This is a genomic window from Pseudoalteromonas sp. SR44-2 (assembly GCF_014163745.1).
Lineage (GTDB): Bacteria > Pseudomonadota > Gammaproteobacteria > Enterobacterales > Alteromonadaceae > Pseudoalteromonas > Pseudoalteromonas distincta.
This window is the reverse complement of the sequence record NZ_JACJDW010000006.1, coordinates 176,095-192,580: the sequence shown is the minus strand read 5'-3', so window position 1 is coordinate 192,580 and position 16,486 is coordinate 176,095. Positions and strand designations below refer to the sequence as shown.

Annotated in this window: 16 protein-coding genes; 1 reads left to right on the top strand and 15 read right to left on the bottom strand. The window is 34.3% G+C overall.

Translation table 11 applies throughout. The features are described from left to right. Window positions 1-223: 223 nt before the first annotated feature. A complete protein-coding gene (gene rfaH / locus H5115_RS05855; RefSeq protein ID WP_182754168.1) occupies window positions 224-706 on the bottom strand; it encodes a transcription/translation regulatory transformer protein RfaH in 483 nt (160 codons plus the stop codon). A gap of 451 nt (window positions 707-1,157) precedes the next feature. Here rfaH and H5115_RS05850 point away from each other — a divergent pair, with 451 nt between their 5' ends. Then, window positions 1,158-2,540: an MBL fold metallo-hydrolase RNA specificity domain-containing protein gene (locus H5115_RS05850; protein ID WP_182754165.1), complete on the top strand. Its 1,383-nt coding sequence runs from the start codon at window positions 1,158-1,160 to the stop codon at window positions 2,538-2,540. A gap of 349 nt (window positions 2,541-2,889) precedes the next feature. Here the strand turns inward: H5115_RS05850 and H5115_RS05845 are convergent, their stop codons facing one another. The 14 genes from H5115_RS05845 to rfbA all read right to left on the bottom strand — a co-directional run bounded on the left by H5115_RS05845 (window position 2,890) and on the right by rfbA (window position 16,482). After that, window positions 2,890-3,702, bottom strand: a complete 813-nt coding sequence (locus H5115_RS05845; RefSeq protein WP_182754162.1) for a glycosyltransferase — start codon at window positions 3,700-3,702, stop codon at window positions 2,890-2,892. Continuing rightward, complete coding sequence (locus tag H5115_RS05840) at window positions 3,699-4,568, bottom strand: glycosyltransferase family 2 protein (protein ID WP_096792426.1); 870 nt, start codon at window positions 4,566-4,568, stop codon at window positions 3,699-3,701. Before H5115_RS05840 ends, H5115_RS05845 begins: the two co-directional genes overlap by 4 nt. Window positions 4,569-4,679: 111 nt before the next feature. Beyond that, window positions 4,680-5,522, bottom strand: coding sequence for a hypothetical protein (locus H5115_RS05835; protein WP_157770531.1), 843 nt, complete (start codon window positions 5,520-5,522; stop codon window positions 4,680-4,682). Between the two features lie 459 nt (window positions 5,523-5,981). After that, on the bottom strand, window positions 5,982-6,941 hold the full coding sequence (locus H5115_RS05830; protein ID WP_096792424.1) for a hypothetical protein: 960 nt from the start codon (window positions 6,939-6,941) through the stop codon (window positions 5,982-5,984). 19 nt (window positions 6,942-6,960) lie between these two features. Then, entirely contained in the window at window positions 6,961-7,776 is an 816-nt protein-coding gene (locus H5115_RS05825) for an NAD(P)-dependent oxidoreductase (RefSeq protein ID WP_182754159.1), read from the bottom strand. 43 nt (window positions 7,777-7,819) lie between these two features. After that, window positions 7,820-8,470, bottom strand: coding sequence for a DapH/DapD/GlmU-related protein (locus H5115_RS05820; protein ID WP_220487177.1), 651 nt, complete (start codon window positions 8,468-8,470; stop codon window positions 7,820-7,822). Next, window positions 8,454-9,683 (bottom strand): hypothetical protein, encoded by a 1,230-nt coding sequence (locus H5115_RS05815; RefSeq protein ID WP_182754155.1) that lies wholly within the window; start codon window positions 9,681-9,683, stop codon window positions 8,454-8,456. Before H5115_RS05815 ends, H5115_RS05820 begins: the two co-directional genes overlap by 17 nt. Beyond that, window positions 9,680-11,110 (bottom strand): oligosaccharide flippase family protein, encoded by a 1,431-nt coding sequence (locus tag H5115_RS05810; protein WP_182754152.1) that lies wholly within the window; start codon window positions 11,108-11,110, stop codon window positions 9,680-9,682. The genes H5115_RS05815 and H5115_RS05810 overlap by 4 nt, the downstream gene beginning before the upstream one ends. Window positions 11,111-11,119: 9 nt before the next feature. After that, entirely contained in the window at window positions 11,120-11,863 is a 744-nt protein-coding gene (gene kdsB, locus H5115_RS05805) for a 3-deoxy-manno-octulosonate cytidylyltransferase (protein WP_165728155.1), read from the bottom strand. A gap of 1 nt (window position 11,864) precedes the next feature. Further along, window positions 11,865-12,518: an HAD family hydrolase gene (locus tag H5115_RS05800; protein ID WP_096792419.1), complete on the bottom strand. Its 654-nt coding sequence runs from the start codon at window positions 12,516-12,518 to the stop codon at window positions 11,865-11,867. Further along, a complete protein-coding gene (locus tag H5115_RS05795; protein WP_182754148.1) occupies window positions 12,505-14,115 on the bottom strand; it encodes an aldolase catalytic domain-containing protein in 1,611 nt (536 codons plus the stop codon). Before H5115_RS05795 ends, H5115_RS05800 begins: the two co-directional genes overlap by 14 nt. Window positions 14,116-14,186: 71 nt before the next feature. Next, window positions 14,187-14,723: a dTDP-4-dehydrorhamnose 3,5-epimerase gene (rfbC, locus tag H5115_RS05790; RefSeq protein ID WP_182754145.1), complete on the bottom strand. Its 537-nt coding sequence runs from the start codon at window positions 14,721-14,723 to the stop codon at window positions 14,187-14,189. A gap of 11 nt (window positions 14,724-14,734) precedes the next feature. Then, the gene (gene rfbD, locus H5115_RS05785) at window positions 14,735-15,610 is read right to left on the bottom strand and encodes a dTDP-4-dehydrorhamnose reductase (protein WP_182754142.1); all 876 of its coding nucleotides are present in this window, start codon (window positions 15,608-15,610) and stop codon (window positions 14,735-14,737) included. Continuing rightward, entirely contained in the window at window positions 15,610-16,482 is an 873-nt protein-coding gene (rfbA, locus tag H5115_RS05780) for a glucose-1-phosphate thymidylyltransferase RfbA (protein WP_096792415.1), read from the bottom strand. Before rfbA ends, rfbD begins: the two co-directional genes overlap by 1 nt. Window positions 16,483-16,486: the final 4 nt, after the last annotated feature.

Here is a 16,486-nt window from a genome sequence, read left to right as displayed (position 1 = left end):
CTGTGTGTGCAAATATGCGAAAGCTCATTCATATATGTTTTGGTGTAATAAAAAACCAAGAAGCGTTTAAGCTTCAAGAAAGTTAAATACGGCCTTGAAGCTTAAAATGAGAGATGGTATCTACAAGTAATTAACCACAGTGCTTTAGGCACGCTTCCGCCCTTAGGTTACAGTTCCTATGTACTGATATATAGCTATTTTTTACGCTGTTACGCTTTAGCTATTATTGCTTAATATCTTTATTATCTACACTTACTTCAATTTTTTGATTGAGTAAGTTAATTAGTAAAATGCTGCGCAGGTCGCCGTCTGGCTCTTTGTATATTGCTTGTATATTATTAAATGAATCGTTATTCACACTTACTACATCACCTGCTTTTGGTATTAGTGATTCTGTGGTGTGTGAACGCTCATTTTTTAGCTGATTAATTATATGTGTAGAAACTAATTGATACTGTGATCCATAGGATACAAAGCCACCAATTCCACGTGTATTTTTTACAGCAGAAAAATTACCGTTTTTTGACTCAAGGCATACAAATAAATAATTAGGGAATAAAGCGGTTTGTTTGACGGTACGCCGACCTTTAACCAACCTTTCGGTAGTTAATTTGGGGTAAAACGCTTCAATCCCTTGATTTTGCAAGTTAGTTTTAGCTCTCTCTTCTTGCTTAGGTTTGCATACGACTAAATACCAACTTTCCATAATAGTCCTTAACACATAACTAAGTTGCAAAAAACACAACGCTAAACTAAATAACGGCGGCATTATAACCACCATAGAGTGCCTATGTAAATAAGCCTTAGTGGTTAATAGCCACTCACATTAGTAAACAATGTTATTGAATTTAAGAGAAATAAAGGCTTTAACGCTGGTTTAGCGCTTACAAAGCAATGTTTAGAACGAACTAAACAAAAGTTTAGGAAAAGGTAATAAATTTATTAAAAACCTGAATTTATATGATCCAAAAATTAAGATTTAAGTAAGAACGCAAAATGATAGAAATAATAAAATCGCGAAATAAATTCGCACCTACAGGTTGGTTCATATTTGCAGGTGGGGTTATTAATTTAGCTCAAGCGTTATAACCTTGAATATTTATGGCTTTGCTTCTACCTTAAAATTCAATGTAACAACTTGATAACAAGGAAGCGCAATGCAAATACTTCACCACGGAGCGGTTAATGGAGTTACCGGTTCGTGCCACGAACTGGTAGTTAACGAGCAAACAAGTGTGCTTGTTGATTGCGGGTTATTTCAGGGTGAGGATTCTAAAGCAGATCTTTCGATAGAGTTTAATATTACCCATGTTACTGCGCTTATTGTTACCCATTGCCATATTGACCATGTTGGTCGAATTCCTTACTTGTTAGCAGCCGGTTTTAAAGGCCCTATTTATACAAGTATTGCATCGGCCAGTTTGTTACCTTTAGTAATTGAAGACGCTTTAAAAGTGGGTGTAACCCGCGACCCCAAAATTATAGCTGCCTGCTTAAGCTTATTAAATAAACGCATAGTTGCTGTTGATTATAAAACGTGGTTTAAACTGCCTTTCAAAGCGCCCGATAAAGCTAAGGCGAGGTTTCAGCGTGCTGGGCATATATTAGGTTCTGCCTACGTTGAAATTGATATTACAAATAATAATAACAACAAACATCGCGTTGTGTTTTCAGGGGATTTAGGCGCGCCATATACCCCGCTACTCCCTTCGCCTAAGCCGCCCTACAAAGCCGACACTCTAGTTATTGAATCAACCTACGGCGATAAAAACCATCAAGGCCGTAAAGAGCGTACAAAAACGCTAAAAAACATTATTGAACGCGCCGTAGCCGACAATGGTGTTGTTTTAGTTCCTGCTTTTAGTATTGGCCGCACACAAGAGCTGCTATACGAGCTAGAGCAACTCATACATAGCTCATCTAAAAAGTCTAAGTGGCGAGACATTCACGTAATACTCGACTCCCCTATGGCAGCCAATTTTACTGAGCAATACAAAAAGTTTAAACACCTATGGGATAGCGAAGCTAAACGCAAAGTTGCAAACGGTAGGCACCCGCTCGATTTTAAAAACCTAACTACGGTTGATTCACACAAAGAGCATTTGGCTATTATCAACTATTTAAGTTCGCGGCCAACACCAGCCATAATATTAGCAGCAAGCGGTATGTGCACTGGTGGGCGTATAGTTAATTATCTTGAGCGATTTTTAAATGACAAAACCACCGATGTATTATTTGTAGGTTACCAAGGAAACAAAACGTTAGGCCGCGAAATTCAAAAATATGGCCCGCGTAATGGGTATGTTTTTATAAATGATGCTCGCATTACTATAAACGCAAAAGTACATACAATTAGCGGGTACAGTGCCCATGCCGATCAAAACGGATTAATTAAGTTTGTAACGGGTATGTATAAAAAGCCAAGCCATATAAAAATTGTACATGGCGATGATGATGCAAAAGCTGCTTTGGCAGCAAGGTATAAAGCAGTTTTAGACGAACAAATATTTATAGAAATCGGAAATAATACTTATAAATAAAAAAGTTAATGCCGTATCTATCACAACTGAGTCTACCGAATACAAACTAGAATATATTTATTTTCCGAAGTTAGGATACAACAGAACATTCAACTTCGAGGGTAAGTGGTTTCTAACAATGATGTAATAAACGGATAAATACAAAGCATTTAATGCCCTTAGATTCTTTTATTAAGGGCAATTCAATTATTCTACCTAAGCTGCTGATGAGTTTAACGAGCGTGAGTTATAAACTGAAGTTTATTCTATTTTTAATTACTTATTTTTCCTGTAACACAAGGATCAAAATAACATAGAAGCCACGAAAAACTCATTATGCTACAAAACTTACTTAAAAAAGGGATTACTCCTAGGTTTTACTATTTCTAATCAATGTATAAATTTTTGCAATAATAACCTTAGGTAGAAGCCTTATAGGCATTCTTAATGTTAAGCTTTTTAGTATATGCCCTTTAGGCAATAATTTATTTTTATAGCAACACTTATAAAAATACAGCTCTCGCTTGAAGTATAAATAACCACTTCGTCTAGATAATTGATTAAAACCAGCTCTCATATGCACTAACGCTGCAGGTATATTGTAAAAAACAAATCCCGCTTTAATTAAATTCAACCATAAGAAGTAATCTTCAAAATACAACACATTCTGATAGCCACCACTTTGCTCTACCACCCTTTTTTTGAACATAACTGATGGATGATTGATTGGATTTTTTGACTTAGAGAATTTAACTATATCGCAATGTTTTTCGGGAACCTCTCTTATTGATAAGATGATACTTGGATCATCGTCAAATTCGCTAATCCACGAGCCACAAACATCAACGTTTAAAGATGTCAAAATAGAAAGCTGCTGCTCAAAGCGTTCTTCAAGGGCAATATCGTCAGTATCCATTCTGGCTACAAAATCGTAACGACAATATTTCAAACCTTCATTTAGAGCTGCCCCCAAACCAACATTCTCTTTCATTAAAACATCGACTATGTTTAATTTAGATTTCCAGCTCTTAATAACAGCATATAGTTCTCTGGAGAGAGGTCCATCTTGAACGAGTACAACCTCGGTCGGCTTTAAAGTTTGATTGTAAATACTCCTTAGCGCTTCATCCAAGAATAATGCATTTTCTTTGCAATATACTGACATTAGTACAGAAAAATTCATGTAACTATACCTACTCGCCCCATCAAGCTATCTTTAATCCCCTTTAACATGTATTTAAAACGTACATACCCGTCTGGTAATGTGAATGGATAAATAAATAGTTTAAAAAGTAGCTTTGCTAAACTAGATATTTTCCAATAAATAGGCACGTAACCACGTTTCATTAAAAGTAGAGTATTTCTAAATTGGTAATAATGTCGAATAGGACTACAAACACCTACATTAATAAAAAGCAGTATCTTCTTATTGCCATCGCCTAATTTATGAGCAAGTTTTGCTTTGTTATTTTTTATAACTAGATAGCCGGCAGCTTTGATTCTCCAGCAGTATTCAAAATCAACTGCATCGATAAATAAATCGTCATCCATTCCTCCAACCTGCAAATATACTTCTTTTGGAATTAGGCTACCTGAGCTTAAAACACTAGACACGGAGATATACTCTGAACAATAAACACTTTGCCCTTTAGAAACCTTGGCTTCATTGACTTCTAACGTATCTTTATCATAATCCTGACAACCGACTAAACCTACAGAATAATTATTTTGTGTTAATTCATGATAGCACTCTAGTAATTTACTAGGTAGATTTCTGTCAGGCTCACTGTCTTGATCCATCTGCAATACAAAGTCAGCACCATTATTAAAAGCCCAATCCATTCCTAATGACTGAGCTTTTGCAATTCCTAAATTTTCCCTAAAATTAAATACTTTTACACAATCGCTTATATTTATTTCAACATCATATTTTGAATTATTGCAGACAACCACTTGTGTACCCAACTCAACTAATCTATTGACAGCTACTTCAGCTTCAGTTTGGGTTGCATTATATAAGACTAATACAGAAAAAACTTTTTCATTCATAATTATAACTCAATCACATTTATATAAATAAACACTGCCTTAGTAAACATCTAAGAAAAAACCAGTTAATTTCGCACTTTAATTTTTTCTATTTATAAACACTAAAACTACTTAATATACATTCCTACTGAATTTTCCAGTCACTAACATATTGGCTCTGATTAACCTACTTAATAAACAGAGTGTTATAATTACAATTATATGATTAGTATCCAAAATGTACGGGTTTGATATAGCATAACCAACATAGGATAAATAAATTAAACCTAAATGGTTAAAATATATAAATTTACTATAGAGATAAAACAAAGCTAATATATATAATGCTAAAAAGATAAAGCCTAATTGATTTAAAAAATAGACGCCTTGTAGTTCAAAATAAATATTACCAGTATAATCTCTCGCACTTGTCGTAACATCGAGCGTATTGCCCAGCCCCTTACCAGCTAGTACAGTAAATACATCATCGCTCATATCAGAAAGCAATACTTCAGCCTGATCTATACGAGTACCAATAGATGAGACTTGTCCAGTGGACTTTTTTTCAATCACATTCACAGCAGAGGTAACCGCTATCGGTATGATTAAAATAGATGCAAACAATAACGTTATATTCTTCAACCCCCTAACCTTACTTAAATAGTTAGTTTGCATCAAGAAAGCACAAATGTAATAAAAGCCGCAACCAATTAGGTACATAAAGTTGCCAGCAAAGAGTGTTGCAAGCAAAAGGAAGGCTTCACTAAATCGATACTTTTTTTGTTGTGTTTTCAAATATAAAAAATTAGATACCATGGCAAAAAAAGGAATAAGAGCATTTCCTTTAATTTGAACTCGGAAGAAGCCGTTTCCATATGTATACACATCACCAAAACCGTTATTTAAAAACCAATGCCTAATTGGTAAATAACTTGATACTTCCCAAGTCGAATAAAGGTACAAAGATATAGCCATAATAACAATACCTTGAAGAATATGCAGTCCAATTACGATATTTAATGATTTTAAGCTATTAAATGGAATGAAATGTACACATAGTAAAGACAGTAAAATTATATAAAACCGCATAATAAGTAACGGATCATTTTCTAAAAAAAATAAGCTATATGAAGCGAGAAATGTAATCAGTAAAAAAGCTAAACCGATATATTTGTCTCTTTTTTTGAACCAATGAAGAAAGCCAATTATGACAAGGCACAAGACGCAAAAGTTAGCGATAGGTGCAAGGGTAGAAAAAGGTAGATTTCTAGTGACGACAAAGGTGATGATTACAAAAAGGAAAGAATTTATCACTGGTAGCTACTTATAAATTATTTTAATAGAAAAAGATGAATTTTTTAAAACCCACCTTTTGTATGGCGTGGCTCTCAGCGACAGAGCCCACCGTACAACATTAGATCCAACAGCGACGTGCTAAAAGGAAAATATTTTATCAAGCCATGCATCCATCGAGTATTGATATAAAATAGACTCAGGAACAGGCGAAAAATCCTCATTAATAAAGTTAATAAGGCTCTGTATTTCTACATCATCATCTAAAATAAATACATTTTTAAATTCATAAAAATCGTAATGCCTGATATCTGAATTCGTCGTAATAATTTTTCTATTTGCACCTAATGCTTCAATTGTTCGCATTGTAAGTCCATCTTGCTTTGGATGATGGAAATCTAAAATCGCATTAGAATTACTCACAATTTCCGAATATTCACTATAAGCTAATGTTTTCCTATGGATAAATGTTATTCTTTTTAGAATATTTAACCTAAACCAGTTTATTGGATTCGTAAACAAGTAAAACTTATAGCTCTTGTTTACAACATCCATTTTTAATGCAATATCTTTTAGCAAGTCTAAACGGTTAAAGTGCAACCAGCCCACAAAAGAAATGTCATATTTATAAGTAGCTTTCCGTTCAATTCTATTTCTATAGAAAAGGGGTATAAAATCAAATGAATATTTATTGCAGTCCAAACGATCAAAGCTACATACTCTATCAAATAAGCTCGCAATTTTTGCCCCCCCTTCAACCCTTCTGATACTATCCCAATGATATAAGATAAAAGTAGCACCTGGGTTGTTTTTCTTCAACATATCAATATGTTGGGAGCAAAGCCTATCCCCTTTAATTACGAAGATATAATCATAGTTTGTTTGATTATCTAGCTGGAGAAATAGATGCTTTTCTGAGTGTTTTTTTTCTATATGGCTCGCAGATTTAAACTTAGCAAATTGGTTCATTACTCTATTACGATGAGATTGGCAGATATAATTAACTACCGCTCCTTTGTTCTTTAATTTTTCAACAATTAATTTGTCATAATCATAAAAGCCAATACCTATAAATAATATTTTGCGACCTTGAAAATCCATTTTAATACCTTCGAAATACCTAAATTAATTTATCTTTAAAATCATCAATCATAATTTTCATATCATCTAATACATTTCGAGGATTAAATGTTATTTCTTTTTTTAGTCGAGAGATATCATTAACTGGAAAATACTCATCTACACAGCCATTTATCCAATTGATATTGCAACCAGTTTCACTTTCCAGAACGTTAGCTATATCTTTAGCTTTTGTATTTATACCCGATGCAATATTATAAACTGTTTCACTTAGATTATCTTTTTCAGCAAGTTGATAAATCGCATCAACAAGATCAGTGATAGAAATATAATCTTTTGCATATTCTGGTGTAACGTACATATCAACATGTTTATTATTTATTGCGTTACGAGTAATTGCAGGTAAGAAAAGGGGGCTATTTAATGCCAAGCCATACACATTTGAGGGTCGAATGATAACAACCTTTTTAGAGCTTAACAAACAGAGCTCTTCAGAAATTAACTTAGATAAATTAAATAAACGTCTTTCATCTCCATTAGAAACAACTAAATTTGCATTTTCTTGGGTATTATCCTGCCCCATATAAAGGCGAGTAGATGAAATATAAATCAGTTTATCGAATGACGCTTTCTCTAATATTTCAGCTAGCAATAATGAATTTGACTTAAAAACCTGCAATGGTGCATTTTTACAATCACCAGCCCCTGCACAAAAAATTACAGTGCCTAACGGCTTAGAAAACAAATCAATATCGTTTCTTTCTGGAATATATATAGTATGGTTATTTTCAAGTAATTTTTTTGAGACTTCATTACCAATAAAGCCACGCCCACCAATAACTGTATAATTTAACACCACACCACCATTTACCTTTAAGTATTTTATTACAACCGAGGACCTAAACAAAGTCCCCTAAAGAGTTTGTTTTTTGCCACGCTTGCGTAGCTAAATTATATCTTTTTACAATCTTTGCAGGTATTCCAACAATAACGCAATAGTCAGGGAAATCACCACGAACCACCGCATTAGCACCCACAATACAATGTTTTCCAAGTGTAGTTCCCGCATTTATCTTTGCACCACTGCCAATAAAGCAATTTTCTCCGATGGTAGTTTCCTTCACAATCAGAGGCTGTTGACTCATTGGTATTTCAATATTTTGGTATTCATGATCAATATCAGTAATCAATACATCAAATAATATTGTCGTCCCTTGACCAATTCGTAGTAAAGCTGCAGCCGTTATATGACATCGTTGCTCAATATGTACCCCACTGCCTATCAAAATTGAAGGATTGTATTGAGTATCTCTCCAATTATATATTACCTCTATGCGAGCATGGGGACCGATTAACACATTACTTTCGAGCTTTACAGCTTCACAACTTATAAATAAAGGTTTATGTACGATGTTCCGCGAACCATACTCACTAAACATGAAACGATAAATTAATGCACCTTTTGCCAATAACCATAAATGTTCCATATAACGTTTTTTAAGAGATACTGGCAATAATAACAATTTTTTTAATTTAAGAAAAACTTTCATAATTGTTGATCCTATAGCCTAATATATATGTAAGGTTTTTTTCAATTTCCGTCCAAACCTTTTCGTCACTTTGTGCAGTAACCACTAAGTTAATTTTACTTTCAAATTCAGAGACCGAAGTAAAGCTATCATCAAGCACGCTAATAGCGTTATCTGCGTCAGCATCTTGATACCTTAAACAGATACAGTTATTTATGTAACTATCATAGTAAGCTGTAGAATTATAAGAAATAGAACAGTCATAGCGGTTTAAATTTAATAACTCTTGTACTGTACCTGTAGGCGCAAAATTAAAGCTTTCAGACTTAAGCTGATCTGAATACTTCTCTACTATCAACGCTGGATGAAGCTTAAATTCAAACTCTATATTCAAAGTCGACTGAGAAAGCAAGGAGATTAAGTTGAGATTATTTTCATCAAATTGACTCCTAGCCAACAACACGAGCACTCTTAATTTTTTATGGCTTTTTTTAGGTAAAATCAATGGAGTTGTTTTTTTAGGGTAACCTGCAACTACAAGCCTGCGCTCGTCCATACCATATTTTATGAATTCATCACGGGTATACTCTCCCCAACAAAGTAACTTATCAGCAACAACATTCTCATAAGCAATAGCGTCTATCGGCGGGATATCGTAAATAAACCACAACCCATGCTGTAAAGAATAGGTAGGTATATTGTTTTTTTTGAAAAAGTAATTTAGTACAGCTTCTTCATTAAGGTTACTGCAAAATGCACAAAAAAGCTTAATGTTAGTCGGTGTTTGCTTTTCTAAAAAATCAATATTATTAAGGTTATGTGCGATTGAAGCTGCCAAGGTTATTTTCGATAAAAAATTTAACTCAAGCTTTCTAAAAAAGACAATCTTAAATGCTGAAAATATATTGGACAGCGAGAATGTGAGACTTCGTTTAGAATTCGATAAATCAACAAGATCACTTTCATTTTGGTAGCTTGTCATAACATGTCTTAAAAGCTCATAATAATCTTTTCGATTATAATCACCTATAGAAAAAAGTGTTTCTTTCTGCGTCGGTATTTTAATTTTACGAACCGCAAAAAAATAAACCAAACTTCGACGAATATTGAAATTTTCTCTTTTATAAATCAAAGAAATCAATTCAAGAGATACTATATTCTCAATTGGATAACCTTTATGGTCATAGGCCAATTGTTTTTTCACTGTTTTATACTTATCAAATAGCTTCTTCAAATCATTTCCTTTAACTGAAGTAATGACACTTTTTTATAAAAAACTTTCATTTGGATAATAATCATTAATATATAAAAAACAATCGCGATAATACCTAGAGAAAATATATTAACTTCAAAAAGTAAATTATAAGATTTCAATAAGAATGCCAATCCAACAGACAATAAAGTTGAAGTTATATATATTTTGGTTGGGAAATAAGAGGAAAATTTAACCTTAAGCCTTTTATTTATTGGTTTTATAAGTAAGTAAGCACCAAAAAAGTTTAGAAATGTTGTCGCGAAAGCGGCCCCAATAACGCCATATTTTGAAATTAAAAAATAATTCAATACCACATTCAATGTAGTTGTTACTAGCGTATTTTTAAACAGTGCTTTTTCTAACCCTATAGCTCCCATTACACCACCAAAAATAACAACAGCCCTCAACCATTGAAACATATAGACCTGAAAAACAATAACTGAGTTTTCGTACTTTTCGCCAAATAAAGTTAAAATTATTTCATTACTGTAAATTAAACAAAATATAACGATGGGCACCAGCAACACTGTCGCTTTTTCTATCGACTCCTTCCACACAGCAATAACGCCGTTAGTGTCATTTGAGCGTATTAATTTAGAAATAACAGGTATCATCGCAGTCAATAATGAGCCTGTAATAATACTAATAAATGGGATTTGAAAAGCTCCTACTTTTAAAGTAGCAAAGCTACTCGCGTCCATCAAAAAAGACACCATTAGTTGGTCAATATAACCATTTAAAACAGCAACTAGAGATACGGATCCCATCGCTATTATATATTTAATCTCAACAGAAGAAACGAACCCTCTGTTAACCCTCAATAAAAAACTATTTTTATTTACATATAGTAAAAATAAAAATAAAAGTAGATTACTAAAAGCCGAAAAAAATAGTACATAAGCTAAATTATCTAAGAATATAACAATAAATATATTTATAAGTACGGTAATTAGCTGTATTGATGTTGTTAAATATAAATACCCTTTTAAACCTCCTGTTATTACACTCAAATTTTTAAAATATTCAAATATCGCTGTAGTCACAAAAAGTACTAATATAATGACGATGAACTTTTCAATCAAAGGATTATTAATAAGTTCAGCTAAAGGTTTTGCAAATAAAGCTAATAAAATAGCGCCCAAGAAGAGCAAAAGGAGTTGGAAAATAAAAAAACGTTTAAATATTTGCTGTCGCTGCGAGTACTTAGCGTATTGCCCATAAAAGTAAGTTAGTGATACTGGTACACCTGCACTAAATAAAATAGAAGCTAAACTAACAACCAATAATACTTGTTGGTAAGTACCAAACTCCTCTTCAGAAAAGTTTCTCACTAAGAAAATAAACAAGACAATAGTTAATACTTTTTTTAAAGCATCTTGTAGCATAAGATATTTTGTATTTTTCATCTCTGCAAATTAGCCTAGTTTTTTATTGGCTTTAATTTTGGAAATGACCTTATTTACATCCTCAGGGATATCTACAGCAATACTTGAACTGGCTACTTCAACCATTTGTACGCTTATATCACTCTCTATAAACCTTAGTATTTCAATATCCTCTACTTCCTCTACTTTAGACTTTTCAGCATGAGCCATAAAAAACCTTAAGTGCTCTTTAGAAAAAGCATAAATACACACCTGCTTATAGCCAAAAGCAAACCCGCCCGTCTTTGTTATAGGTACTGGCGAACGACTCATATACATTAATCTATTTGAGCTACTCACAACTACTTTAGGGATGTTAGGTGATCTAAATTCATCTTCATCCTCAATTAATGACATAGCATTAATGACTCTATTTGGCAGCCTGGTGTATTCATTTATTACTGTTACTATGTCTTTAGGATCGATTAAAGGCTCGTCTCCTTGTACATTAATTATGAAATCACAATTTAGTACTTCATTAGCCTCTGCAAGTCGATCTGTGCCCGTTAAACACTGTGAGGAAGTCATGATAAACTTGCCTCCAAACTCTGTTACTGCATTGGCAATTTTAATATTATCTGTAGCTATGTACACTAATTCTTTGTCAACAGCACGACAACAGCGCTCCCATACATGTTGTATCATCGGTTTGCCATCAATAATAGTTAATGGTTTACCCGGGAAGCGGCTAGACTCGTAGCGAGCTGGAATAACGATTGCGTAACTAAGTGACATGTTAACCCTTAAAACTATGTATAACTTTAAAGTCATGTTTTTGACTTAACTCAAGCATACTTTGTTTAACATTTGATAATGGTGCATAGAAGATAAAATCTATATTGTTTTTCTTAGCCGCTTCATAGTCAGCAAGAGCATCACCGACCATTACAGCACTAATATGGCTCACACTATTTAAAATATTTTTAATATTCTGAGACTTTGATACTGGACTGCCTAGAACTTCAATAAAATAATTAGAAAAATTCCTTTTTTCTAATACTGTTCTTAGCTGCTCCTGTTCCGACCCTGAAGCCACGTACATAAGCTTACCTTTTAGCGAGGAAAGTGTACTTTTTATTCCTAAAGCTTCAGGTACTTCTAAATAGAATTTATCAACTTGCTCTGCATACGCTAATAAAAGCATCTCTTCTAACTTTTGTTTTTCGGCGCCATCAATATCTAATGTTTCTGTAAAACTAGCAACATGATGGTAACGACTCATGCCAAAGTTCTCTTTGAATTGTGACGTTAATGCTTCCACCTGTGTGTCTGAAAAGTAATTTGAAAGGGACAAGGCTGCTCTCATAGCAGCCACTTTCATATTATTAGAATCAAGAAGAACACCGTCACAGTCAAATATAATCAGATCGTATGGCTCAAATATAAGCATATACGCTTCCCTTTTTAATAGGGTAAGTTGTTGGAGTTATTGATATAAAGCCAAGGTTGTCTTGTAGATCATTTTCAATAGTATCGAAGAACTCAATCATCTCTAAGTGCCTTGAATCATTTGAATTATAACCATCAACTCCAGCAAAGGTAACTTTATTAGCACCTGCGGCTATCGAAAATGCTAAGCCATAAGCTATTGTTAATTCAGACGGGATTAGGCAAGATGTTTTTTCAACTTTAAAGGTATTATCAGCGATATCAACACCGTAATTGATGTTTCCATTATCGGCTAAAAGCTCAACATCTTGGGCTGGAAAACGATGAGCAGGATAAATAATTGGCTTACTTAAATTAGAGTAATTCTCTTTTTCAGTTAAAAATTTAAGGTTATGTGTGATTGCAATATAATCTACAAAACTATCATCTAGCACTTTGTTTATGTTCAATGAGATCACAATTGGTTTATTATTTTTAATGTACAACTCAAGAGCTTTTTTATGCTTAGCTACAGAATTCGCATTAGTGATTAATAGAACTTCTCTACCATCAAGTAAGCCACTGACATCATCTCCTGTAACTTCTGAAGTATTCTTGTTAAGACTCAACGCAGCTTCTAATACAGAACCGTCATACTTGCTAGTGCCGTTTAGTTGGAGTAAGTATTGTAAAGCACCAACAACTTCATCTTTCCCTATATGTGTGTTTGATAACAGGTTTTGTATATAGGTGGGGTGAACACTCTGCTGTGCACCTAAAAAATATAATAAGTTAGTTCCCCAGCCATATTGTTTTTGCATTGACTCAAAATAACGAATGACTAACTCATAGATCTTATTTGGCTTCAGTTCTACATATTTTTCAGCTAATACGGCCATTAAATTTTCTGTTTGAGTATTACCTGCACCTCGTCCCATACCTGTAACAGTAGAGTCAAGCCATTCAACTCCAGCTTCAAGTGCGGTTAAGCTATTTGCAAGACCACGCCCCATGTTATCATGAGTATGTATTCCCATGTCACCAAGCCAATGCTTTTGGATTAGCCTAACGATTCGTTGAACTTCGTTGGCATCCATATTCCCTAGTGAATCAGCAAAATAAAGAGCATCCACACTTCCCCATTGACTAATTTCTTTAGCTTTTTCTTCTATTTCTAAATCAGGTTTTCCACCCGCTTGCATAAGGTTATAACCAACGATATAGCCTTTACTTTTTAGTTGGTTTGCTATTTCTTTAGATTCTTCGACTTCATGAAAGTGAGCAGCTATTCGCACAAGACTAACGCAGCTATTTTTCTCTTCGCAAAATAGTGCATTTACAGCAGCTTCTATACTCAATTGACTAGATAAAATAGTTTTTGCGTCAACCATTACTCCATAAGTTACCCCATCAGGTAATTCTAAAGTCTTTAAGTAATTTTCAGAGCTATATGCAAATGGACCTAAAAATTCATTTTTTGGGAAGTTACGCAAGCCAAGTTCGACATATGAGATTCCGCTTAATGCGACTGCCTGTAAGTAGCTTTGAACTAACTCTGGCTCAAAATCCCAATTATTGTAATATCCACCATCTCTTAATGTACAGTCAAGAATTTTCATTTGGGTCCTTTATATCCTAATCATATAAGTCTGTTCTTTACTTATACTTACTAATAAAAACAATTATTTAATTACAGAGAATTTATTTCTATCCCATTACTATCTTTTTCTGATAGTAATGGAGTCCCCGATATTGGCCACTTAATATCTAGAACTTTATCATTCCAAGCAATTGATACCTCTGACTCCGGGTGATAATAATTTGTGCACTTGTATACAAATTCAGCTTCTTCACTCGTAACATAAAAACCATGAGCAAACCCTTCTGGAACCCAAAGCTGGCGATTATTTTCAGCGCTTAAATAAATACCAACCCATTTTCCGAATGTCGCAGAGTCTTTACGTATATCTACTGCAACATCAAAAACCTCCCCTGAGATCACACGTACTAATTTACCTTGTGTGTTCTTCCTTTGAAAATGTAGACCTCTAAGTATGCCTTGTTTTGATTTAGAGTGATTATCTTGCACAAATTGTGTCGGTTTTTTTGTCACTAGACTTTCAAATTGCTTTTGATTCCAAGTTTCCATAAAAAAACCGCGATCATCTCCAAACTTCATTGGTTCAATAATTTTTACATCCGCTATTTCTGTATCTATTACTTTCATAAAAAACCTATCTATTGATATTTTTTGAGTGATTTCAATGCTGCATGCCAATCGCTTTGAATAATACTAAAGTCAGAGGCTATTTTAGAACAATCAAGTTTTGAGTTGGCAGGACGTTTGGCTGGTGTTGGGTACTCTGCAGTTGTAATCGCGTTTACTGCGATAGGAGAATTAATCATCTTATTAGCTAAAGCACTCTCGAATATCTGCACTGCAAACTCTTGCCAGCTAACATATGGATACCCTGTGTAATTATATACCCCGTAATGATGACTACCCTTTTGTAGCTGCTCGGCGATATCAATAATTGCAGCAGCTATATCACCTGCATAAGTTGGCCCGCCAAACTGGTCACCAACTACACCTAATGTTAAACGCGTTTGAGTTAAACGAAGCATTGTTTTCACAAAGTTACTGCCGTACTCACTAAAAACCCATGCAGTACGTAATATAATGTGCTCATCGCAGGCTTCTGCTACAGCTTGCTCTCCTGCAAGTTTAGTTTGCCCATAAACGCATTGCGGTTTTACTGTATCACTCTCAGTATATAAACCTTCTTTATCACCGGAAAAAACGTAATCAGTTGAAATATGAATAATTACAGCATTAATCTCTTTAGCAATTACAGCTAGGTTTTTAGGCCCTTGGCAGTTAATCGCATGAGCTATACTTTGCTCAGACTCAGCCTTATCTACTGCTGTGTAGGCCGCAGCATTAATAATAACATTTGGTCTAAACTCAGTTACAATCCTATTAACCTCTTCAGAATTAGTGATATCTAACTCTTTACGGCCTAATGCTAAAAAGTCCATTGCAGGCATAGCGGTTAGTTGTGCAATCAAACTACTCCCCACCTGGCCATTTTTACCAGTAATAAGTACTTTCATTACTTTTTCTCTTTGGCCAAACGATTTAGGTATTGCCCATACTCATTTTTCAACATTGGTTTAGCTATTTTAAGTAACTGCTCTGTACTTAACCAGTTATTACGCCATGCAATTTCTTCAAGACATGCCACTTTCAAGCCTTGCACATTCTCGATAGTTTGTACAAATGACGAGGCCTCATGGAGACTCTCATGAGTGCCTGTATCTAGCCATGCAAAACCACGCCCTAGTAATTCAACATTTAGAGTACCATCATTTAAGTACATCTCATTTAGTGTTGTTATTTCAAGCTCTCCACGATGTGATGGCTTTACTTTCTTTGCAAATTCAACCACGCGATTATCATAAAAATAAAGCCCAGTTACTGCATAATTAGACTTCGGCTTTTCTGGTTTCTCTTCAATAGATACTGCCTTCATATCCTTGTCGAATTCAACAACACCAAACCGCTCTGGATCTTTAACTTGATAACCAAATACAGTTGCTCCTGTATCTCGACTTGCAGCGTTTTTAAGCGTTTTACTAAAAGATTGACCATAGAAAATATTATCGCCAAGTACTAAACATACGCTATCGTCACCGATAAACTCTTTACCAATTAAAAATGCTTGAGCTAATCCGTCTGGTGACGCCTGTACTGCGTAACTTAGATTTATACCATAATCACTACCGTCACCTAATAAGCGCTTGAAGCTTTCATTATCTTCCGGCGTGGTAATTATTAATATATCGCGAATGCCTGCTAACATTAATGTTGATATTGGATAGTAAACCATGGGCTTGTCATAGACTGGTAATAGCTGTTTTGAAACGCCACGCGTTAATGGATAAAGGCGTGTACCAGAACCCCCAGCTAAGATAATTCCTTTCATGTGT

Coding starts and splice junctions, on each gene's coding strand:
- H5115_RS05830 (WP_096792424.1), bottom strand. CDS start 6,941: ATGGATTTTCAAGGTCGCAAAATATTATTTATAGGTATTGGCTTTTAT.
- H5115_RS05795 (WP_182754148.1), bottom strand. CDS start 14,115: ATGAAAATTCTTGACTGTACATTAAGAGATGGTGGATATTACAATAAT.
- rfbA (WP_096792415.1), bottom strand. CDS start 16,482: ATGAAAGGAATTATCTTAGCTGGGGGTTCTGGTACACGCCTTTATCCA.
- H5115_RS05800 (WP_096792419.1), bottom strand. CDS start 12,518: ATGCTTATATTTGAGCCATACGATCTGATTATATTTGACTGTGACGGT.
- H5115_RS05850 (WP_182754165.1), top strand. CDS start 1,158: ATGCAAATACTTCACCACGGAGCGGTTAATGGAGTTACCGGTTCGTGC.
- rfbD (WP_182754142.1), bottom strand. CDS start 15,610: ATGAAAGTACTTATTACTGGTAAAAATGGCCAGGTGGGGAGTAGTTTG.
- rfbC (WP_182754145.1), bottom strand. CDS start 14,723: ATGAAAGTAATAGATACAGAAATAGCGGATGTAAAAATTATTGAACCA.
- H5115_RS05810 (WP_182754152.1), bottom strand. CDS start 11,110: ATGAAAAATACAAAATATCTTATGCTACAAGATGCTTTAAAAAAAGTA.
- H5115_RS05820 (WP_220487177.1), bottom strand. CDS start 8,470: ATGAAAGTTTTTCTTAAATTAAAAAAATTGTTATTATTGCCAGTATCT.
- rfaH (WP_182754168.1), bottom strand. CDS start 706: ATGGAAAGTTGGTATTTAGTCGTATGCAAACCTAAGCAAGAAGAGAGA.
- H5115_RS05845 (WP_182754162.1), bottom strand. CDS start 3,702: ATGAATTTTTCTGTACTAATGTCAGTATATTGCAAAGAAAATGCATTA.
- H5115_RS05840 (WP_096792426.1), bottom strand. CDS start 4,568: ATGAATGAAAAAGTTTTTTCTGTATTAGTCTTATATAATGCAACCCAA.
- kdsB (WP_165728155.1), bottom strand. CDS start 11,863: ATGTCACTTAGTTACGCAATCGTTATTCCAGCTCGCTACGAGTCTAGC.
- H5115_RS05835 (WP_157770531.1), bottom strand. CDS start 5,522: ATGGCTATATCTTTGTACCTTTATTCGACTTGGGAAGTATCAAGTTAT.